Raw genomic sequence first — 21,734 nt, forward strand, 5'->3', positions numbered from 1 at the left:
TAAATTAATTAAAGTAATTTGTAAGGTTTTAAGCGGTTTGTACGTAGCTTGTAAAAATGAGAAAAGTACATGATGTATCCACATTTTAAGAAGCTTTCAACTTGCGTCTTTGCCTTGTATTCACCTGGGTTAACATTTAAACCACAAGTCCCGTCTTGATTAGGGCAGAACTCGATGAAGTCATAAGAAATTGGTTCCATGGCATCGATTAGAACACTTGCAATTTCTTTCATATCAATATCAGTTTCAAAACTAATATATGGGCACTCTTCTTGCGGAGTAATATGGCAAGTGAAGTAGTTATCATCTTTAATCGCATTTAAAGAATATCCGTAAGGATTGAAAACAAAATCATCTAGTTCAAATCCCGGAAGAATCTTATCAAGCTTTAATAAGTCTCTAATTTGATTTTTTGTCACATTCTCATCTGTAAGAAGTTTTCTTGCTTCACAAGAAATCTCATACATTAGAAGCTCATAAGTATGATCATCTGCTGAAGGAGTGTATTCTTGATCTAGGAAATAAATATAATTGTGATGGTCGTCGATATTTCCAAAACGAAGCGCTGTTCCATTAAATTTATTTTCTAATAATTTTATATCATCCATAAAAGTTGAGTGCTGCATATGTGAGAAGTACTCATTCTTTCTTTGAAATATAAGTTGTTTAATTGAATCCTTGCCATATTCGCTTGTGAAGAAATCAATGGCCTGAATCAATGTCGTTTGTCCACAAGTGATGATAAGCATACGATCTTCCCAAACAAATAGGGAAGATTCTGAAAGTAGGAAAGCTTTCAGTTTGTCATTCTTTACACTAGATAGGATTGTCGCTTTCGCTTTTTCAACTAGCTGGGCCCAAAATGTATCAGGGATTTCTAGTAAGTTAAGGCCATCTTTAACGATAATTTCGGCCTTCTTTTCTGAACCTTCAAAAATCATAATTCATCCAATTTTAAATGCATTTATACCTGCTTACTTTACGCAAGTACTCAATATTACAACTAATTTTAATATCACATCTTATTGCTTGTGGGCCCATCAGGCAAGTAATAAGGAGCAAATGCGGCCAATCATATAGATTTTATAGCCAATAATTTTGGGCAACAGCCTAAAGTTTTAACCAAATTTTACCGATTAATAACTGTATAGCATTAATGAGGGGATTATCATGCTCGCCAGTTTTTCAGAATTTAAGTTCTTTCAGTCTTTCAGAATACCTGTAGAGGAAGCAGATAACCTACGTTTTCTTATTCAAAAAGAAGATGAAGTAGGACATCTAGAATATATCGATGATGCAAAGCTTGTTGATATTTCAATAACAGGTTTTGGCTTTAAAACTCATGAGAGAATATCTGTAGGAACGGAGCTTGAAGTTTCTTTGCAATTTAAGAAAAAGCATCTTGATCTTACGGGGCGAGTTGTTCGCGCTTTCTCGAATGTATTAGAAGACGAAGAAATTATCTACGGTGTTGAGTTAGATGTTGAAAAGGGAATTAATAAATTCCTCGAAAGCTATATCATGAGCTTCTCTTCAGAAAGACTTAAAGACTGTTTAATTCAATCAGCATTAAAAGAGCGCTACACAGATCCTAATGAAGGATTTGAAATGTTCTCTCTTTTACTTTCTCTATTTAAAGACATCACTCACTTTGGTGACAAAGAAGGGTTTCTTGATACTATGCTTGAAGAAGTTATCCGCATTTTAAATGCACAACGTTCTTCAATCTTTCTAATTAATCCAGATACAAATGAGCTTGAGGCCATTGCAGCGTTAGGGCTTGATAAGACTGGTTTAAAGTTTGATTACCGTCTAGGTGTTGCTGGATCTGTTTTTACAACAGGTGTTGCGCTAAATATTTGTACGGAAAGTGATGAGTCACGTTTTAATAATGCTTTTGATGAGCAAAATGGATTTACGACAAAGTCGATTATCTGTTATCCAATTCATAACCGCGAAGACAAAATTATTGGTGTCATTGAAGTAATTAATAAACGTAACGAAGACCGTTTTACAATTGAAGATGAAAAAACAATGAAGGTTCTCGCCCTTGTTTTCTCTTCAGTATTTCATAGCTTTAACCCGATTTCGAATAATTCTAAAATTCGTAGGTTCTCAGCTCCGTATGATCGTCAGTATGCAATTATTGGAAACACAGCTGGTGTTAAGTCGATGAGAAATTCAATCTCAAAACTTAAAGATCTAGATAGTCCTGTATTAATCACTGGAGAGAAAGGTGTTGGTAAAAATCTTTATGCAACTGTTTTACACTTTGAAGGTAAGCGCGGTCTGCATGAAGTTAATACAGTAAATTGTAAATTACAAGATATGCAAAAATTAGAGGCCCAGCTATTTGGTCCTGATGAAGAAAAATGCGTTTTTTCAAAGACTCAAGGTGGAACAGTAGTTCTTAATCACATTGAGAACCTATCTTACGAATGGCAAGAGAGGCTTTTTGATGTTATTTCAAATAGAGGAACTCCTGGTGGTATCGTAAGTATTGATTGTCGAATTATGGCAACTTCTATTAAGGATTTAGGAATTCTAACAGATGAAGGTTTATTTCACCGTGATCTTTTTGAATTCTTATCACAAGCGCAAATTAATATTGACCCACTAAGACGTCGTGAAGATGATATTGAAATGCTTGTTGAGTATTTCTTAAAAGTTGAGTGCAAGAGACAAGGCCTACTTCTTAAGAGCTTCTCTAAGAAGGTTATGGAGCAAATTCTTCAGTACGACTGGCCAGGAAATGTTTACGAGCTAAAAAAATGTATTGAAAGAGCTGTGCTATATCATCCGAAATCACATATTATCTCTGATATTGAAATCAATGATGGTGTATCACCTTTAGTTGATATCTCAATGAAGCAAAAACAGTTTGGTCAAATTGATCACGTAACGGATTTTACTTTACCTCTAAAAGATCGTCTTGCACTAGTTGAGCGTGAGATGATTCTTAATGAGATTAAGAGAAATTTTGGTAACAAATCTAAGGCCGCAAAAGAGATGGGAATTTCAAGAGAGGCACTTCGTAAGAAGCTAATTTTCTCTCAGGAAGTACTTGATGCTCTTGAGAGTCCAGCAGAAATTACGAAAGAAAAGAAAGTTGCTTAAACTTAGTAATAGTAGAAATAAAAAGGCCTCGTAATGCGAGGCTTTTTTATTATAATTTATAGTTCAATAATAGGTTTCCATTCAAGCCAATCTTTATCGGCCTTTTTATGAATTCTAAAATAGTCTTTTTTACGCTGTGAAAATTTCTCTGGGGTTGCAAACTCAACTCCACCCGATAAAAGCGTTTCTAGTGATTGTGTGCTGATCTTTGCGCCTGAAAATAATCCGAATTCAACATCAACTCCACTTACATTCCAAAACTTTGTCTCTTCTTTCAAAAGTCTGTGGTATGGAGAATTCACAAAGATGTCTGCGATAACATTCTTAGCGCGTGTATTAAGTCTTACGTCTGTAATAACTCCCACTTGAATGCCACGATAATAAACACCTTGGCCTTTTGCTAGAGAGTTTCGACGATCACTATAAAGGCTGAGTCTTTGTCCATATTTATTATGAACTTCTTTGAGTGGAGCTTGTTTCAAGGCCTTAAATCTATCAGTTTCTTTACTCTTTCTATATCTTGAGCGACTGATATCAACAGCTATATAATTTCCTGTAAGTGCATCTAGTGACTCAATCCCACTAAGAGAAATTTTTGGTTTAACTTCCCAAAACTGTGCACCTTTAACAACAACTTTTTCAAACTCTTTCTTTATATTGGCCTGTACTGTTAGTGTTGATTTATTACGATCAACTTTTGAGCCTGTCACATAACCAATAATGATACTTCTAAATTTAATAGGTGTTTTAATCTTTGAAACAGCACTTCCCAGTGGGAACTCTATTGAAATTTCTTTACCTGGAATTGTTTCTTCGTACGATGAGTAGAGTTTATAGCTCTTTTCGAAGTTTTCTTTTAAGATTGTTTCATCATCACTTTCAAAATTAACAAATGAAATTCCTCCTCTTACAAGAGAAGCTAAGGATTCAGTTCTAACTTTTACTCCAGCAAGTGAAGCATCAACACTTATTCCGCTAACATTGTAAAACCTAGATGTTGAGTGAATAAGATTTTGGTAACGATCTTCAATGAAAACAGTAATATCAACACCATCTCTTTCCATATCCAGATCATAGCCTGTTACTTCACCAACTTGAATCTTGTTATAGTAAATAGGTGAGCCTATTGAGATAGGGCCAAGTTTGTCGGCGTTTAGCTTGATATAGATACCATCTTTTCTAAGACTTCTTGGTGTTTCATTTAGGGCATCAAATCTTCTAATGAACTTGCCTTTAGCTGGATGCATGTTGATAAATTTACCACTAATAATTGTGCTTAAGCCTGAGATACCTGAAAGATTAACCGTTGGGCTTACTAGCCAGAACTTTGTATCCTTTGAAAGATACTCACGCATGCGTGGATTCATCTCAACATGAACGGCAACACTTGTAAGGTTTTCATTTAGTTCCGTATCTTTTACACGTCCTACAATTGTTCCTTTATAGATAATTGTCGTTTTACCTGGAATGATCCCATCAGCATTTCTGAAGTTGATTGTGATATATGAGCCACGGGCCATTAAGTTTGTATACAAAAGCCAGATTCCAATAGAAACCGCAGCAACAGGAAAAAACCATATTGGATTTATTCCTTTTTTGTTAACAACTTGAGGTTTTGCATTACTCATATCTTTCCTTATCATCCCAGATTAATCTAGTGTCCACTTCGTTTGAGGCCAGGATGGTTAGTATTACAACTGCTGTAAAGTAGAGCACTGCGGGCTCTGCCTTTATTTGAGAAATGAATTCAACATTAACAAGAATAACGAGTAGGGCGATGACAAAGATATCAAGCATAGACCATTTTCCAACGATATGAACAACTCGATATAACTTTGTTAACTTCTTCTTTTTTCTCTCATCTAAAGTATTTATATTATCAATGATATACCAAAGTGAAATGATTTTAAATATTGGGACAATTATACTTGCCGCAAAAACAATCATGGCAATGGGATACATTTTTAAATTGATTAAGTTTATGACACCACCAAGAATTGTTCTTGGTGTACCTCTGTTAAATGTAAGAACGGTCATCATGGGAAGTAGATTCGCTGGAATATAAAGCGCGATGGCCGCAATTAAATAGGCCTTACAACGTGAGATCCCATCATAGTTTCGAAGCTCGATCTTTGCTCCACATCGTGTACATGTAAGAATAGAATTTACTTTCTGACACTTCGGGCACAGGGCCTTTTGATGATCAATTCCTCTCATAAAGCCTCTTCCATAATTCATCAAAATGAGTAACCGATTGAAGTAGAATGTTATTAACCATGAGGAGGATTAAGCTCAGAGTCCCAATTGTGAGCTCAACATCTGAGCGGTCGACCATTTTGGATACGGTAACAATAATCCCCATAAAGTAAACATCAACCATAGACCACTCATGTGAAGGTGCAAGGTACTTCAAAAGAGGCCTACCAATATTTCGATTAATAAATTTGTTTTTAAAAATTATTGATAAATATACAAGTAGTCTAAAGAGTGGAATAAGGATAGCGAAGAGAACCACGGAGATTGCTATTGGCCAATAAGCTTTAGTGGCAAATGCGAAGACTGACTGATAAGTCGATGTTTCTAAATTACTACCTGCCATATGAATTTTTAATACTGGTAGAAAGAATGCCGGATAAAATAAGAGAAGGCCTGAGATTGTAAGAACTCTTACCATGCGAATCGTGCTATCTCCGCGGTAAAGAGTGTAGCCACAACAGTGGCAAACGGCCTTTTGTCTCGGGGCGATTAATTCAAATTCATAAAGTTCATCACAGTCAGGACAGAGGATTAATTTTGAATTATCCTTTAGCGTTTCCTCATCAATTGGAAGAGACGTTTTGTCTGTGTCGTCTAGAATTATGGCCATACTAATATTAGGCCATAAATTACTGATATTTTTAAGAGAGCAAACCTTGCACTATGGACTAAAAGGCCTTGTGAGAATCAATTAACTTACCATTGAGGTAGTGTTGGCATGAGCCATCTGTGCGAAGTTCAATATAGCCATGTATAAGCTTTGGCGGCTCATCCGATTCTTCAATACCTGACTCATCTAAGCTGGCATCAGTACTTCCTAGTGCTGCAGCACGGACACCTGCAGTCATGGCCGTGGCATTATCATAGAGGTTTTCGATGGTTTTAGAATCGTAGAAGCTTAAAGTTCGCTTCTTTTCACCACCACCAAGTTGTGGATACATAATTGATTCAACAGATTTTGAATTAGTATGTTTTAATCCTATAAGGTGCCCTAGCTCGTGTAGGATGACTGAAGGCATGTCGTAAAACGAATTGGTCATTTCTGTATTATCGAAAGTAAACCAGTAGTCACGAAGATTAACGATAATATCACCGTGAACCATTCGAAGGTAATCACCTTTGTGTTCAGCAAAGTATGAAGTAATGGCCAGAACGCCATAGCCAACTTCTGGGTACCAGTCTTGAGTGATATAAATTCCGACTTCGCCGTCATAGAAGTCATTTAGATTTGAAGAAGGTGTGCGCGAAGCCGCTTGCCCGTGGCCAAGAACAAAGTAGTCTCTCTTTGAGTCTGCATCATTCCATGCCTTTTGCATCTCTTCCATTAGATCATATTCTAGGTAATCGCCATCATCTTCGGCCGCTAGAGGCAGACTATCTGATCCACGATCCAGCTCATTTATAATATTGAAGTCATTGTGAACTTTTACTGTTAAAGGCAGGGCAGAGGCATTCCAACGAAGGGGTAATGCTGCTAGGGATGGGCCTTTTTCTGGCTCAGCAACACACGAGATTGTAGCGGTACAAAAACACGCTAATAGAAAAGTTGATTTTAAAAAATTCATCCCAAACCTTTACCAAAAATAAAAGAGCGAAACGCTCGGATATGTGCTGGTAAGCACTATTTTAATAGATATCGGTCTGTGGGAATTTAAATTTAGAAAAAATAAAGAAACGGGGAGCATAACTCCCCGTAATCACAAATATTATTTATAGATATTCTTTAGATGTGATAACTGCTGATTATTTCTGTGACTTCGCGTGATCGGCCAGAAATTGTGCCAGTCCTTTTTCAGTCAGTGGGTGAGCGAAAAGTGACTTGATTACACCAAATGGCATTGTTGCGACGTCTGCACCTACCATTGAGCAGTGCTTAACGTGATCAGCGTGGCGAACTGAAGCAGCTAGTACTTCTGTTTCAAATCCATAGATATCATACATATGGCGAATTTCTTGGATTAGAGTCATTCCATCTGCACCGATATCATCTAGTCTTCCGATGAATGGAGAAATATAAGTTGCACCATTTTTAGCTGCTAGTAATGCTTGGTTTGAGCTAAAGCATAGAGTTACGTTTGTTTTGATTCCGTTCTCGCTGAACCATTTACATGCAGCAATTCCATCTTCAGTTAGGGGAAGTTTAATGACGATATTGCTGTGAATTTTAGCAAGCTCGCTTCCTTCCTTAATCATACCTTCTTTGTCAGTTGCAATAACTTCAGCTGAAATAGGCCCGTCGATAATTTCACAAATATCTTTGATAACATCAACTTGTGAGCGTCCTGTTTTAGCAATGATTGATGGGTTAGTTGTTACACCATCAATGATGCCCCATTTTGCTGCTTCTTTGATTTCGTTAATATCACCTGTATCGATAAAAAATTGCATTCTTTGCTCCTAAGGGAAATGTAAAAATTAACTAGTGAAATTTATCATGGGCAGGGGTAATGGACAAGTTTTCTGCCTCTTTTAGTAAAGACGTTTTGCGCTATAATGAACATATGAGATTAATACTTCTAGTATTTTCATTGATTATTGCCCAAGCTCAGGTCGTGGCCAACGCTGATGGTTTTATCATCAAAAAAGATGATGTTCGCAATAAGAATATAAAAAAGGACTATAACGCCTACGAAAATTATATTAACGATCATGGCTTTGATACTTTCTATGATCCAAGTGTCGATTATTCAAAATTTTCAGGACGTGTGACAGATAAGGATCCATCTTCAACAGTTTTTAAAATTCAGGTCGAGTCTCGAAATGTTAAATTTCTAAAACCATCTGATACAGTCTTTTTTAATGTTGCAAGAAATATGGATAATGATCGCTGTAAAGGACATGTGCGCTCTAGTGAAGATAAGTATATAACAATCTATGCTAAAGACCTTGAAGACTGTTGGGGTGAAAATTCGTCTTTAAGAAGAGGTACAATTCTTGTTTTTGAAAGCAAGATGCTCTCGGCCCGAATCAAGGAAGCATCACGCTATCGCTTGTCTCTTCTTGCTAAGAAGAGAGATTTTACATTTCAGTTGAATGACGTGAATAAATTTGTCTGGGGATTTTCTCAAAAGCAAGTTGAAGTAGCGGCCGATTATGATAAGCAAATTCTTGAGCTTCAAAGAAAGAAAGACGAGGCCTTAAATTTACTACTTTCAAAAAAGAACGATCAAGTTCGTCTGCAGGCTGAACTCATTTATAAATTGGATAAACTTGATCAAGACCTTAACTTTTACCGCGTTGAAAAAGATGAGCTCTACACTGATCGCTGGCATCTTGATAAGGATGCAGGCCTGCCTGTTTATGACAGACCAGTTCCAATTAAAAACTCTTATTAATATTTTAGATTAATTTATCTTCATTCATTGCCAACTCAATAAATTGGTCGTTATAGAAGTGCTTATCCATATGTTCTTTATATGGCCTTAGAGAATATGCTGGCGAAACTCCTAACCATTCCTTCATTGTTGTCTCATTAACTCCATTATGAAGCCAAGTAAAAATACAAGACTGACGAAGTGATTTAGGTGTTATTTGAATCATCAGTTGGCTGCGCCACTCTTCGAATAAGAGCTCCATTCCACGTGCGGAAAGTCCTCCTGAGAGGATTTTGTGTGCATTGGCATTAAAGAGTAAGTGAGGGAAGTTATGTCCCTGCTCTTTTTTAACTTTCTCTAAGAGCTCAACATATTCATAAAATAGTCGTCCAAATATAGCTGGAAAAGTAACTGTATAAGGATCACGCTTTTCATGGGTGATAACCGCTTTTATTTCATCTCTAAAAGAGAAACTAGAAACTTTAATTTTTGAAAGCTCGCTTACTTTAAGACCACCAAGGTAGATGGCACTAAAGATAATCCCATTTCGCTTGGCCTTTAGTTTTTCTAGGTCATTCTTGGCCGTACGCTGATCATTTAAGATTGTATGCCACAAGCTTTTAATGTGGGAGAATGTCGCAGGTCTGGGAATATCTAAAAACTTTGGTGAAGTTGGAATCTTTCTAACAGGATTCGCGTTAAAAATACCTTCTTCAACTAAGTGATCAAAAAAGATTCTTAGTGCCTGTACTCGACGGCGACGAGAGTTATCTGAGTTGTACTTGGCCTCTAGAAATTTACCGTATTCAAGAATCTCAAGGATTGAGTATTGTTCAATACTGGTTTGCTTTGCACTTTCTGTAACATATTGGTTAAAACAGGCCAAGTCTGTTCGATAATTCTTAATTGTGTTTAGGCTTCGGCCCTTGGCCTCTATCTTCTTGAAGAAGGCTTTTTGCCACTTTTCTAACTTGTTTTTATTGGCTGTAGTGATTTCCATATCCATCCTTAAACTACGTATATTACTGAATATATTAACGAACCTGTTATTATTTCACAAGAAGAAGCTTAGGCTTGCTTTTGGTGGGATAAAGCATTATAAATGGCCTTAACAATTTAATATTAGGTGATTTATGCTCGAGACGACCTCACTCGCCCCGCAAGGGAAGAGTAATCCATTTGCCCATGCATTTTATGTGCACACGATTGCAAATTTTAAGCAATCTGGTGACGCTAATGCTACTGGTGCATCTGAGCAAAATCACAAATTCTTAATCGATACATTCCTTAAATATTCAAATATTGAAGAGAAGCTTCTAGCTACTTTCAATTTAAATTTTACAGACAGCGCACTTCTTATGCGTGCTTTTACGCATAGTTCATATGCTCACGAGGCCAAAGTAAAAGTGAAAAGCTATGAAAGACTTGAGTTCTATGGTGACTCTGTTTTAGGTGCTTTTGTTACTAAGAACCTCTTTTTAAATTTCGAAAATATGAATGAGGGGCAACTCTCTAAGCTTCGTAGTGCTCTTGTTAATGAGGAGAGTCTAAGTGCTCTTTCGAACTTTCTTGGTCTATCAAATTTTCTGATTGTTGGAAAAGGTGAGCTAGATGAGGAAGTGAACAGTGGGATTCTTTGTGATCTTTTTGAATCTCTTCTGGGAGCTATCGCAATTGATCAAGGTGTTGATCGTGCCGATCAGTATTTAAATACATTACTATCAATGTATGAAAAAGAAGTTGGTGAGAAGTTTTTTTGTGAAAAGAAGCTTTTGGACTTTGATCCTAAGACAAAGCTTCAAGAAGAAACACTAGCGCGTTTTAAATGTTTACCAGAGTATCGCGCCACGAAGATTGAGCAAGAGTTTAAAATTGAGCTCTATGTAAATGAGCAATATATCTGTGAGTTAATCTCTCATAGCAAGAAGAATGGAACAAAAGAAATTGCAAAAAAATGCTTAAAAGATAATTTATTAGATCGACTTTAATAGGTTTAATTTGACGGAGAAATTATGTTATTAGAAAATCAACACCCAGACAACAAATCACTTATGGCAGCAATCGTTGGAGCTCCAAACGTAGGAAAAAGTTCACTTGTAAACTACTTACTAGGAATGGATTTATCAATTGTAACAAGCAAGCCTCAAACAACTCGTAATAAATTTCACGCAGTATTTACAGTTGATCATACTGAAGTTGTTTTAGTAGACACTCCAGGTCTACATAAAGCAAGTCAAGAACTTAACAAAAGAATTAATCAACAAGCAGTAGAAGGTGTTGATGGTGTTGATGTAAACCTTCTTCTAATTGATTTAACAAAGGATATCCTTGGCCAAATTAAAGACTTTAAAGAATATATTGGTGGTAAAGAGTTATCAAAAACTTGGTTAGTATTCACGAAATCTGATCGTGTTGAAAATGCTGAAGCTCTTCCTCTTGATAAAGTTTTTGAACAAGCAAAAGAAGTTATTCCAGCACTTGAGAAGTTTTTCTGCATTTCAACTAAGTCAGGGGATAATGTTCACTTACTAACAGCTGCTCTTTGTGATAACGCACAACCAGGGTCACACCTTTACTTAGATGGTGCAATTTCAAATAAGTCACAAAGATTCTTCGCAACAGAATATATCCGTGAGCAAGCTTTTGAATTATTAAAAGATGAGCTTCCATATGAGATGGCCGTAGTAATTGATGAGTACAAAGACTTTAAAGATAAGACAGGGGAATTTGCTGCTCACATTTCGGCTTCAATTCTAGTTAACCGTCCTTCTCAACGTGCAATCGTTGTTGGATCTAAAGGTACAATGATTAAAGAGATCGGTATGCGTGCTCGTAAGAAAATTGCTGCAATGACTGACGGGACAGTTCACTTAAACCTACACGTTAAAGTTTCTCCAAAATGGTTTAAGAATAACTTCGTACTTGAAGAGCTTGGTCTTCCAAGAGCAACAAACTCTGCACGTGTTTGGAAGAAAAAATAATTTAATTTTAAGAAAATAGGACTTTAATATGCAAAAACGATCAATGATCATTTCATTAATTGGGCGACCGAATGTTGGAAAGAGTTCCGTATTCAACCGATTAATGAAGAAACAATTTAAGGCCATTACGCATGATATGCCAGGTGTTACTCGTGATCGTCACTATGGAATTACAACTTTTAGTGATGCCGATGAGGATCGCCCATTAGATGCTATTCTTGTTGATACTGGAGGGTTTTACCCAACACAAGTTGATGAACAAGGTAAGAATGAGCAAGAGATTAATGCTAATAAATTCTTTAATATCATGACGGATCACGCACATCAGGCAATCGAGGAATCAGATCTAGTTCTTTTTGTTGTTGATGTTAGAGAAGGCGTACTTCCATTTGATAAAACGATTGCTAATTTCATTAGAAAACAAAAAAAGAAAATGTGGCTTATCGTTAATAAGTTTGATTCAAGCGCTCAAGATGGTGATGAGTATGCTTTCTATGAGCTTGGTGTAAATAATGACGAAATGTTTGTCACTTCTGCGGCCCATGGCCTTGGAATGGAGAACCTTCGTGAGAATATTCACCGTGAAATGATGGCATTTTCTGAATCTAATAATGTAATGAATGTTTCAGCACTTCAACGTGGTGTTACTCCACGTGAAAACGTTGTTGCCAAACTTGCTCTTATTGGTGCTCCTAATGCTGGTAAATCAACTCTTTTAAATCAGCTTCTTGGAAGTGAGCGTGCGCTTGTTTCTGATATTGCTGGAACAACAGTTGATCCAATTGATGGCTACTTTGATCTTTTCCTTGGGGAAGATGCAAGGAAGCTTGATGAAGCAAAGGCATTCTTTAAAAACGATAACCTTCTACGTTCTCAGTATGAAGATTTTAAAAAGAACAATCCTGATCTTTATAATGAGCTGATTTCATCATATGACCTTGAAGAAGAGATTGAGACTGAGCTTGACGAGTTCGAACTTGAAGGGCTTGAAGATGTTATGCTTGAGCAAGACGAAGAACTTGATGAAACTTCTGCGACTCGTATGGAAGCACAAGTTTTCGGTGATGATGTTGAAGCTGAATCTTCTGAAGAGGCAAGTGAAGACGTAGTCGAAGCGTTATCTGAAGCAGAGGATGAAGGTAGCCACTGGCGATCAATCCACATCGTGGATACTGCGGGAATTAGAAAGCAAAAGAAGATTGATGACTTTGTTGAGTCTCAGTCTGTATATCGCTCCCTAAGAAGTATTGCAGATAGTGATGTGTGTATCTATATGATTGATGCTGTAAAAGGTGTTTCACACCAAGACAAGCGTCTTCTAGATATCGCAATCGAAAAAGGTGCTTCTGTAATTGTATGTCTTAATAAAGTTGACCTTATGGGAGATACTTTCAAGGATCAAGAAGCACGTAAAGAGTGGCTTTTAAATATTCGCGATAAAATGCCTTGGCTTAATTACTGCGATATTATTCCTATATCGGCTAAACACAAAAGAGGACTTAAGCGTCTTAAAAAGATTCTTGCAAAGACAATCTTCATTAGAAGACAGTCAATTGCAACTGGTGCTCTAAACCGTTTTGTTTTTGAGTTAATTGAAAGACACCCAATTATTCTTAAAGGTTCACGTGGTAAGAGATTCCGTGTTAAGTACGCATCTCAAATTAAGGCAGATCCACCAACTTTCTTATTCTACACGAATAAGTCTAAGGGGATTCCTGAGAACTATCGTCGTTATCTTAAGAATGGTCTACGTGGAGCTTTCCCACTTGATAACACACCAATTCACCTGATCTTTAGAACAGGGACGGATTTACAAAACCGCATGAAAAAAGTTTCAAAATAAAACCAAGGCCCTCGATTGAGGGCCTTTTTCATTTAATAAATTCTTAATTATTCTCTAGATTTGACTTTACTCGCAATTACTCGAACGGCTTGCCGATAAGTAAAGGTATGAGTAGTGATTTTCCTTTTTCCCTATTTAGAAAACTTCCTGTAATGAATTCTAGCGCTAATAAGTATAGCTTTGGCCATGTTGTCATTATTGGTGGAAATCTAGGCTATGCTGGTGCTGCCAGGCTTGCTGCTGAAGGGGCGCTTCGTTCAGGTGCCGGGATGGTCAGTGTTTTAACACGAAAAGCAAGTGTATCAGGTATCATTTCAGCTCGACCAGAAATCATGGTACGTGGAATTGATGCTAATGATAGAGGACTAGCTCATGCTAGCGCAATTTTGGAAAAGGCATCGTCTGTTGTTCTTGGCCCTGGTCTTGGGCGAGATGAATGGGGCAAATTTATGTGGGATCATTTTTGTCATCTTAATCTAAAAAAAGTTGTTGATGCGGATGCTCTTTGGTTCTTATCTCAGGCACAAAGTACTATGAAGCTTGTTAATTCTATTATTACTCCTCATGAAGGAGAGGCAGCAAGACTACTTAATGTACCGAGAGAAGAAATTTCAAAGCATAGACTTTCAAGTGTAAAAAAAATAATGAAGTTTTCAAATGTATGTGTACTAAAAGGTCATGATTCCTTAGTCTCCTCACAAAATGAAGTATATGTTAATAAAACAGGAAATCCCGTTTTAGCAATGGCCGGAACAGGGGATATCTTGGCCGGCATAATAGGCAGCTTTATAGCGCAGGGACTTAGTCTTGAAGAAGCAGCTTGTCTTGGTGTCTGGGTACATGGCCGTGCTGCCGATATATTATATGAAAGTGAAGAAGGAATAAGGGGAAGTGTGGCCAGTGACCTCTTCCCCTATATTAGAAAAGTTATGCTTTAACTGAGTACTTCCCACCGTTTGAAAAGAAAATAGCGATATACGCTACTGCATAAAGTAGTGCTTTTTCTTTTGAAGCAAATGGATCATTTCCATGTATTACAAAAGCAGCAACTAACATTGTTACAGCAGAAATAGCTGCAAACCAACGAGTTTTGATACCAACGATAATGAAGGCCTGGCAGAAAACTTCTGCAAAAACTGTTGCTGTAAGTGAAAATGGAATCCCCAGTCCAATTGGGTCAGGGAATTTTGTTAGTAGTGTTGTGAAGTTAGCAAGCTTGCCCCAGCCATGTGCTAAAAGCATCATTAGTGCTGTTGAAACTCTAAGTACAAGCCAACCTAAGTCTGAGTTCAATCTGTTCATTTAACTGTCCTTGTTATGCATTATTTTGTGTTCTATTTTTTATCAACTCGCTAAAGCTCGTTGAGATTAATGTTACTACGTCATTGCAGACCACTGCGCACGCACCGCTCAAAATGGTGCATATTAAGTTTGCGCTTTGCAATCATCAACTCGCTAAAGCTCGTTGAGATTAATGTTACTACGTCATTGCAGACCACTGCGCACGCACCGCTCAAAATGGTGCATATTAAGTTTGCGCTTTGCAATCATCAACTCGCTAAAGCTCGTTGAGATTAATGTTACTACGTCATTGCAGACCACTGCGCACGCACCGCTCAAAATGGTGCATATTAAGTTTGCGCTTTGCAATCATCAACTCGCTAAAGCTCGTTGAGATTAATGTTACTACGTCATTGCAGACCACTGCGCACGCACCGCTCAAAATGGTGCATATTAAGTTTGCGCTTTGCAATCATCAACTCGCTAAAGCTCGTTGAGATTAATGTTACTACGTCATTGCAGACCACTGCGCACGCACCGCTCAAAATGGTGCATATTAAGTTTGCGCTTTGCAATCATCAACTCGCTAAAGCTCGTTGAGATTAATGTTACTACGTCATTGCAGACCACTGCGCACGCACCGCTCAAAATGGTGCATATTAAGTTTGCGCTTTGCAATCATCAACTCGCTAAAGCTCGTCGAGATTAATGTTACTACGTCATTGCAGACCACTGCGCACGCACCGCTCAAAATGATTATTAATCATTTTGCAGCGGATGCGCTACCAATTCCAAACATATCCAACCATCAGCGTGAATGCAAAACCAGTCAGATCACTCACGCCTGGTCCACCCTTCGTTGCTGGGGCATATTTGATTGTACGTACATCTTGAAGAGCAACTGAGTGAACAAGTGCCTCAACATTTACGTATGATTCTTTTATTTTAATTGGGAATTCAAGTCCTCCACCAAGAGCGATACCGACCCCTCCGTAAGAGTCTTCAACTTCACCGTCTTGATTTGAGATTTTTTCCTGCTCATACCAATATTCAAATCGAGCTGTTAAGTAAGGATTTGAATAAGTGATGGCGGTTCCTAAATTTGATGTATCAATATAATAGCGGTAACCAAAATAAAATCTAAGCATTGAGATATCAACAGAAGTTGGAAACTGCTGGATCCCCTGAGTTGGATACGTCAGTGTAATATTGTGTTTTGAATAAGCAAAACCTATATTCCAGGCCGATTGAAAATCAGAAAAATATTGGATTGTTAAACCAAAAGTAGGAGGAAGGTCTTCATATAACATTCCACGGTTTCCTGTCCAAGTTGTAAAACCGATTGCCATTGAGAAAGAGAAGAAGCGCCCATATTTATAATAGCGTTCGTCTTCATAAATTTGAGATTCTTCAAGGTCTTCATTGAAATCAGAGAAGATATCTCCACCAATATTTAGGTCATCATCAGCACCGACCATTCCCTCTTGGGCAAGAGATAGGCCTTGCAGGCAAAAAAGTGTGATGAAGAAAATAATTTTATTTTTAAACATTAAATTGTCCGTATTTTATAGGTAGAAGTGAAAACCTGCTGTGATAAAGTGTTCACCCATTGTTGTCACTTCAAACTCGTCGATATTCTCAAAGCGAATACCAAATTCTGCACTAAGGCCAATGCTATCCACTCCCTGAAACGAAAACTCTGTTCCAAAGCCTAGGTCTCCTTGAAAACCTGAGTCTGAATCTTGTCCCGGTGTTTTGTTATTCAAGAGAACAGCTGCACCAACAGCATAGAAAGTTAAGTATGGTTCATCAAAGATATTGCGGTAGAGGCGCACACCACCGTGCCAGCCACCATTTTCCGCCGTATTTACACCAAAAATGGCGCCATATGCGAACGTTGTACTGCGTTGAACTTTAATCGACAACGATGGGATATCATTGTTAACTGTATTAGAGAAACCAATCCCCAGCCGTCCAACACGCTCTAGAGCGAAAGTGTTTAGTGAGATGATAAAAGCTGCTATTACTAGTGAAATCCTTTTCATGGTGCGTAATTTTCCTTTTTCCTAATTATGAGTAAATATATTTTAACAATACTCATGTATTTTTGACAACTTTCAATGTTCTTTATTAAAATGATAAAAATTTTTAACCAGAGGGTAATGGATGACAACACAGGTAGCGCCAAATGAAGGCCTTAATTCTGAATTAAATTCAACTGAGCTTGGAGCGTTTATCGCTCAAAACAAAGCTTTATTTCTAGGACTGATTCTATTAGTTGTAGCTGCTATTGGTGGATACGGAATCTTTTCTTACACAAAAGCACAAACAAATGAAAAGGCCGCAACTGCTTTTTATCAATTTGAGCAAGGGTCATTAAAAAAATATCAAGAAGGTGGACTTGATGCGAGTGCAATGAGTGCAGAACTTGGGCTGCTTCTAAATGACTTTGCAGGTACTTCGGCTTCTTTCGCAACTAGCTTACTTGCTGTTGATTACCTTACAAATAAAGGTGAAAACAAGATTGCATTTGAAGTTCTTACAAAGATGCAGCCGGTAAACTCTCTTCAGTCTTACTTTGTAAACTTAAGAAAGGCCGTAGTTCAAGAAGACTTAAATGATATTGATGGTGCAATTGCTTCATTAACTGAACTTAAGAATAATGAAAATAACCTAACAATGGGACGTGTAGAGTTAGACTTAGGACGTATGTACTTTCTTAAAAATGATATGGCACAGGCCAAAGCTCATTTTGAAAAAGTTCTTACATTAACTACTCAAAACGTCTACAAATCACTAGCGAAGAGCTATTTAGCAAAAATTAAGTAATTCTATGATAAAAATTCTAACGGCCACAGCAGTGGCCATTCTTCTTACTTCTTGTTCAACACTAAATGGTGTTAAGACTAAAATTTCTGCTGATAAGTTAGAAAAAAAGCCGCTAACACTTGCTTGGGCAAAGAATTTAGAGCCAAGATATGAAAGTGGAAATCTTCCAATTTCATTAGCATCTCCCTTAATCCATGATGGACAGTTATTTGCAGCTGATGGCCGTGGCCACTTTAATGCATATAATGTTGAATCAGGTAGACTCCTTTGGACTTTAAATATTAAAGGACAAATGACAAGTGCACCTATTGTTTACGAGAATCTTTTGATTTTTGGAGACAATACAGGCCGTGTTTATGCTTACGATCTAAACAAAGGTGAGTTGGCATACGAGTTTGACTTAGACGCAGGTGTTGACTCAACTCCAATTGTTCATAACGGAAGACTCTTTATCCATACAAGAAATCATAAGCTATTTAATATTGATGCCTATACTGGGAGAGTCATTTGGTCTTACAAAAGATCAGTTCCTTACTACTCAACAGTACAAAGAACATCGACTGCTTTAATTTCTGGTAACAAGGTTTATGCAGGCTTTGCTGACGGCTACTTCATTTGTTTCTCACTAGAAGAAGGACAAGTTCTTTGGGAAAGACGTATGAGTACTGGACAGAAATTTGTTGATGTCGATATGAGGCCAACAATCTTTAATTCCAAGATTATTGTAGGATCTGTTGACGATAAAATGGAAGTTATTGATCAGAAATCTGGTGTTCTTTTTAAGAAGCTAGGTTTTCAGTCTAATCGTAAAGGCGTTCTAATTGATGGTGGAAAGCTTGCTGCTTTCGGTAGTGTTAATGGTGAAGTCGTTTATATCGATTCAACTTTTAATGAAGTTAAAAGAGTTAAGGTTGATGATGTTGCAATCTCTTCTCTAGCTGCTTGGAAAGATGGACTTGTTGTAACTACAGTTGGAAAAACTGTATACTATATCGATTCTCGTGGGCAAATTTCTCAACGATTTGATCTAGGATCTGCTTATTCAGCAGTATTTGGAAATATGACACAGGACGAAGATTTTATCGCATTTATTTCATCGCGATTTCGTCTGTACACCTTCAAATAAATCCAAGACATAAACTCTAAAAATTACCTTGTGCGTGTTATTTCGACAATGTTATTATTTGCTCGTTATAACACACACAAGTTTCTAATTTCAGGGGAGAGTAATGGATTTAACATTCAAATCAAATGGTATTCTAAGTCGTGGTAAAGGTCTTACTTTTGACGATGTATTATTAGTTCCGAGATATTCTGAAATCTCTTCTCGAAGACATACTGATTTAAAAACAAAAATTACTAAGAATCATACTATTGATATTCCAATTATTGCGGCCAATATGGACACAATTACTGGGCCAGAGATGGCCATGGAAATTGGTCGTCTTGGTGGTGTTGGAATTCTTCATCGCTTCATGTCACCTGAACAACAAGTTGAGGATGTAAAGGCGATCCAAAAATATTTTAAGGAACACTCGATTACTCTACCTATTGCTGCTTCTGTTGGTGTTAAGGAAGAGGGGATGAAAAGAGCAGATCTTTTAGCTGCACTTGGTGTTGAAATTCTTACCGTTGATATCGCTCATGGTGACTCTATTATGATGATGGAGGTTCTTGAGTATATTAAAAAGAACTATCCTCAAATTGACGTTATCGCTGGTAACGTTGCGACTCCAGATGGTGTTAAACGCATGATTGATAAGGGTGCAGATGCTGTAAAGGTTGGTATTGGACCAGGAAGTATGTGTACAACAAGAATCATCACAGGACATGGTGTTCCTCAGTTAACAGCTGTTGCAATGTGTGTTGCTGAAGCCCAAAAAGCGGGAATACCTGTTATTGCCGATGGTGGACTTAAGAACTCAGGTGACATGGTAAAGGCCCTTTGCGCTGGAGCTAGCTCATGTATGGCCGGATCTCTCTTATCTGGTGCACTTGAAACTCCAGGTGAAGTTAAGGGTGGTATGAAAGAATATCGTGGGATGGCGTCTAAGGCCGCTCAAGTTTCATGGCGTGGAGAGCTTCCTAAAGGCATGGCCGCAGAAGGTGTTGATACAATGATTCCTTGTAAGGGACCAGTTGAAAATATTATCAATGAATTAACTGGTGGTATTCGATCTGGAATGACTTATCTAGGTGTTGATAAACTTGCAAACATGAGTGAAGCAGCACTATTTATGGAAATGTCTTCATCTGGTATGGCCGAAAGTAAACCACACGGTAAACACTAATAAATTTAAAAAAGACGATAAGGTCATCGATTATGGAAAATACTATTCTTGACGATTTATTAAGTTATCCAAAACTTATTAAAAGAATTGAAGAAAGTGATAACCCTGAACAAACTAAGAAGAAGGTTGTTGCTAACTTTAATGAAATGCGAGCAGATTATTCTCCATCTTACCTAAAGTCGATGGCCAAGTTTTTCGATGCAACTCTTCCTCGTTTATACGATGGGGTGAGTTTCAATGAAAATGGAACCGACCTTAAGGCTCTCTTGGAAGAGGCCAGTGTTGTTCTAGTTCCCAATCACCAATCTCACGCTGACTACATTGCTATCAATTATAAATTCTTTAAAGAATATAAACGAATGCTCTATGTTGCTGGTGGTGATAACTTAAATATTTTTCCAATTGGAAAGATTTTTAGAAAGTCAGGTTGTTTCTTCATTAGAAGAAGTTTCCAAAATGATATTCTCTATAAATTTACAATGGAAGCGTATCTCTTTGCGTTGTTAAAGCGTAAGGAGCCCATCGAATTCTTCTTTGAAGGTGGAAGAACAAGATCTGGAAAACTTAGACCTCCAAAGTATGGGCTATATCAAATGCTACTTGAGGCCCACTCGCATCTTCCAGATGCGAAAGAAAAAGGTCTTGCCTTCGTTCCTGTAAGTATCGCACATGAATATGTACCGGAACAAAAAGCATTAGCTAAAGAGATGATGGGTGGCAAGAAGGTTAAGGAATCAACAGGGCAACTTTTTGGTCTTTTTAAACTTATGGCCTATCAGTTTGGAAAAATTCATATCTCTCTTGGAAAACCACAATATGCACATAAACTTGATGATGAGCATGAAAACAAAGTTAACGTGAGAGAGCTTGCTTTCAAGTGTTTCAGAAGTGTTGGTGACCAAATGGTAATCACACCAACGAATCTCTTGGTTTTAATCTTACTTGATGAGCCAAGTGGTGCCTTAAAGTGGAATGATATTATTTTAAAAGCACAAGCTATTTTAGAATATTGTAAGCGTTATGATATTCCTTTTACGGAAGGTCTAAAGGCAAATAAATTAGAAGATTCTATAGGTCGCGCTATGGATATTCTTATTGGTAATAATAAAGTTGATGTTATTGGACAAAGTGAAGGAACATCTCTTTTTTATGCGATTAAAAAGAATTGTCGCGGCGAACTTTTATTCTTTAAAAATACGATTGTTCATCATTTCATCATTCCTTGGACGATTTCACTAGCGTGGTTTAATGTCTTCAGCGGCGAAATTGATAATGTTGATGATCTTAAAGCATTCTTTGTTAAGCAACGAGATATGCTTAAGATGGAATTCTATCTTCCAACTGTCAAAGAATACTATGCAAAGACATTACGCATTTTAAGTAACGCCGTTGGCAGAGATATTACAAATCTTCAAGATGCCATCGAATTCACAAATAAAGACCTATATGAAGTTGCTTCAAAGCTTAGCCTTTTTGCTCGAAGCCTAACTTATATTAACGAAGCTTATTTTGTATCAGCACTAACACTTGAGAGTTTTCAAAAAGATGGTGTGGATCACTTTAAGTCGGCAGACTATATGAAGCGTTTTGTTGAAGTATTTAAGGCCGAAATTCAAAGTCAGCGCATTATCCGCTTTGCGGAAAGTCAGAATGTTGAGCTTATGAAAACTGCTCTGACTTATTTTGAGCAAATTGGTGTTCTTGGTTACGAAGATAATTCTTATGTAATTGCTGATAGAACAAAACTTGATGATTTTATTGAATCAACAGAAAAGACATTGAAAGACCAACTAAAATTAAATTTTAAAGTTGTCTAAATAGG

At 37.3% G+C, this 21,734-nt stretch carries 20 protein-coding genes; 10 read left to right on the forward strand and 10 right to left on the reverse strand.

Features of this window, described 5'->3' with window-relative positions; all coding sequences use genetic code 11:
* Positions 1–8: 8 nt before the first annotated feature.
* Positions 9–941: an adenosylmethionine decarboxylase gene (locus C0Z22_RS03985; RefSeq protein ID WP_103217050.1), complete on the reverse strand. Its 933-nt coding sequence runs from the start codon at positions 939–941 to the stop codon at positions 9–11.
* A 229-nt stretch (positions 942–1,170) separates the two neighbouring features.
* On the opposite strand from C0Z22_RS03985, the gene C0Z22_RS03990 reads away from it, so the two are divergent.
* The gene (locus C0Z22_RS03990; protein WP_103217051.1) at positions 1,171–3,117 is read left to right on the forward strand and encodes a sigma 54-interacting transcriptional regulator; all 1,947 of its coding nucleotides are present in this window, start codon (positions 1,171–1,173) and stop codon (positions 3,115–3,117) included.
* Positions 3,118–3,173: 56 nt separating this feature from the next.
* Here the strand turns inward: C0Z22_RS03990 and C0Z22_RS03995 are convergent, their stop codons facing one another.
* From C0Z22_RS03995 to fsa, 5 genes are all read right to left on the reverse strand, one after another.
* Positions 3,174–4,745 carry an intermembrane transport protein PqiB gene (locus C0Z22_RS03995; protein WP_158246803.1) on the reverse strand — a complete coding sequence of 524 codons (1,572 nt, stop codon included), beginning with the start codon at positions 4,743–4,745 and terminating at the stop codon, positions 3,174–3,176.
* Entirely contained in the window at positions 4,738–5,334 is a 597-nt protein-coding gene (locus C0Z22_RS04000) for a paraquat-inducible protein A (protein WP_158246804.1), read from the reverse strand. Before C0Z22_RS04000 ends, C0Z22_RS03995 begins: the two co-directional genes overlap by 8 nt.
* Entirely contained in the window at positions 5,321–5,983 is a 663-nt protein-coding gene (locus C0Z22_RS04005; RefSeq protein ID WP_103217054.1) for a paraquat-inducible protein A, read from the reverse strand. Before C0Z22_RS04005 ends, C0Z22_RS04000 begins: the two co-directional genes overlap by 14 nt.
* A 58-nt stretch (positions 5,984–6,041) precedes the next feature.
* On the reverse strand, positions 6,042–6,938 hold the full coding sequence (locus tag C0Z22_RS04010) for a matrixin family metalloprotease (protein WP_103217055.1): 897 nt from the start codon (positions 6,936–6,938) through the stop codon (positions 6,042–6,044).
* A gap of 178 nt (positions 6,939–7,116) precedes the next feature.
* Entirely contained in the window at positions 7,117–7,761 is a 645-nt protein-coding gene (gene fsa, locus C0Z22_RS04015; RefSeq protein ID WP_103217056.1) for a fructose-6-phosphate aldolase, read from the reverse strand.
* A 113-nt stretch (positions 7,762–7,874) separates the two neighbouring features.
* Here fsa and C0Z22_RS04020 point away from each other — a divergent pair, with 113 nt between their 5' ends.
* Positions 7,875–8,708: a hypothetical protein gene (locus tag C0Z22_RS04020; RefSeq protein ID WP_146037783.1), complete on the forward strand. Its 834-nt coding sequence runs from the start codon at positions 7,875–7,877 to the stop codon at positions 8,706–8,708.
* A gap of 4 nt (positions 8,709–8,712) precedes the next feature.
* Here the strand turns inward: C0Z22_RS04020 and C0Z22_RS04025 are convergent, their stop codons facing one another.
* Positions 8,713–9,687 (reverse strand): site-specific integrase, encoded by a 975-nt coding sequence (locus C0Z22_RS04025; RefSeq protein WP_158246805.1) that lies wholly within the window; start codon positions 9,685–9,687, stop codon positions 8,713–8,715.
* A gap of 133 nt (positions 9,688–9,820) precedes the next feature.
* Here C0Z22_RS04025 and rnc point away from each other — a divergent pair, with 133 nt between their 5' ends.
* From rnc to C0Z22_RS04045, 4 genes are all read left to right on the forward strand, one after another.
* The gene (rnc, locus tag C0Z22_RS04030) at positions 9,821–10,675 is read left to right on the forward strand and encodes a ribonuclease III (protein WP_103217059.1); all 855 of its coding nucleotides are present in this window, start codon (positions 9,821–9,823) and stop codon (positions 10,673–10,675) included.
* Positions 10,676–10,699: 24 nt separating this feature from the next.
* A complete protein-coding gene (era, locus tag C0Z22_RS04035; RefSeq protein WP_103217060.1) occupies positions 10,700–11,668 on the forward strand; it encodes a GTPase Era in 969 nt (322 codons plus the stop codon).
* Positions 11,669–11,696: 28 nt separating this feature from the next.
* Complete coding sequence (locus C0Z22_RS04040) at positions 11,697–13,511, forward strand: GTPase (RefSeq protein ID WP_103217061.1); 1,815 nt, start codon at positions 11,697–11,699, stop codon at positions 13,509–13,511.
* Positions 13,512–13,618: 107 nt separating this feature from the next.
* On the forward strand, positions 13,619–14,449 hold the full coding sequence (locus C0Z22_RS04045) for an NAD(P)H-hydrate dehydratase (protein WP_103217062.1): 831 nt from the start codon (positions 13,619–13,621) through the stop codon (positions 14,447–14,449).
* Here the strand turns inward: C0Z22_RS04045 and C0Z22_RS04050 are convergent.
* The 3 genes from C0Z22_RS04050 to C0Z22_RS04060 form a co-directional block, all read right to left on the reverse strand.
* Positions 14,439–14,813, reverse strand: a complete 375-nt coding sequence (locus C0Z22_RS04050; RefSeq protein ID WP_233189693.1) for a DoxX family protein — start codon at positions 14,811–14,813, stop codon at positions 14,439–14,441. The genes C0Z22_RS04045 and C0Z22_RS04050 overlap by 11 nt on opposite strands.
* 761 nt (positions 14,814–15,574) lie before the next feature.
* Positions 15,575–16,342: a hypothetical protein gene (locus C0Z22_RS04055; RefSeq protein WP_103217063.1), complete on the reverse strand. Its 768-nt coding sequence runs from the start codon at positions 16,340–16,342 to the stop codon at positions 15,575–15,577.
* A gap of 15 nt (positions 16,343–16,357) precedes the next feature.
* Positions 16,358–16,837, reverse strand: a complete 480-nt coding sequence (locus C0Z22_RS04060) for a hypothetical protein (protein WP_103217064.1) — start codon at positions 16,835–16,837, stop codon at positions 16,358–16,360.
* Positions 16,838–16,958: 121 nt separating this feature from the next.
* Between C0Z22_RS04060 and C0Z22_RS04065 the strand changes: the two genes are divergently transcribed.
* The 4 genes from C0Z22_RS04065 to C0Z22_RS04080 all read left to right on the forward strand — a co-directional run bounded on the left by C0Z22_RS04065 (position 16,959) and on the right by C0Z22_RS04080 (position 21,729).
* Positions 16,959–17,621, forward strand: a complete 663-nt coding sequence (locus C0Z22_RS04065) for a tetratricopeptide repeat protein (protein ID WP_103217065.1) — start codon at positions 16,959–16,961, stop codon at positions 17,619–17,621.
* 4 nt (positions 17,622–17,625) lie between these two features.
* The gene (locus C0Z22_RS04070; RefSeq protein ID WP_103217066.1) at positions 17,626–18,747 is read left to right on the forward strand and encodes a PQQ-binding-like beta-propeller repeat protein; all 1,122 of its coding nucleotides are present in this window, start codon (positions 17,626–17,628) and stop codon (positions 18,745–18,747) included.
* A gap of 103 nt (positions 18,748–18,850) precedes the next feature.
* Positions 18,851–19,912 carry a guanosine monophosphate reductase gene (locus C0Z22_RS04075; protein WP_103217067.1) on the forward strand — a complete coding sequence of 354 codons (1,062 nt, stop codon included), beginning with the start codon at positions 18,851–18,853 and terminating at the stop codon, positions 19,910–19,912.
* A gap of 32 nt (positions 19,913–19,944) precedes the next feature.
* Positions 19,945–21,729 (forward strand): glycerol-3-phosphate acyltransferase, encoded by a 1,785-nt coding sequence (locus tag C0Z22_RS04080; RefSeq protein ID WP_103217068.1) that lies wholly within the window; start codon positions 19,945–19,947, stop codon positions 21,727–21,729.
* Positions 21,730–21,734 lie beyond the last annotated feature (5 nt).

The organism is Halobacteriovorax sp. DA5, from assembly GCF_002903145.1.
In the GTDB taxonomy this organism is placed as follows: domain Bacteria; phylum Bdellovibrionota; class Bacteriovoracia; order Bacteriovoracales; family Bacteriovoracaceae; genus Halobacteriovorax_A.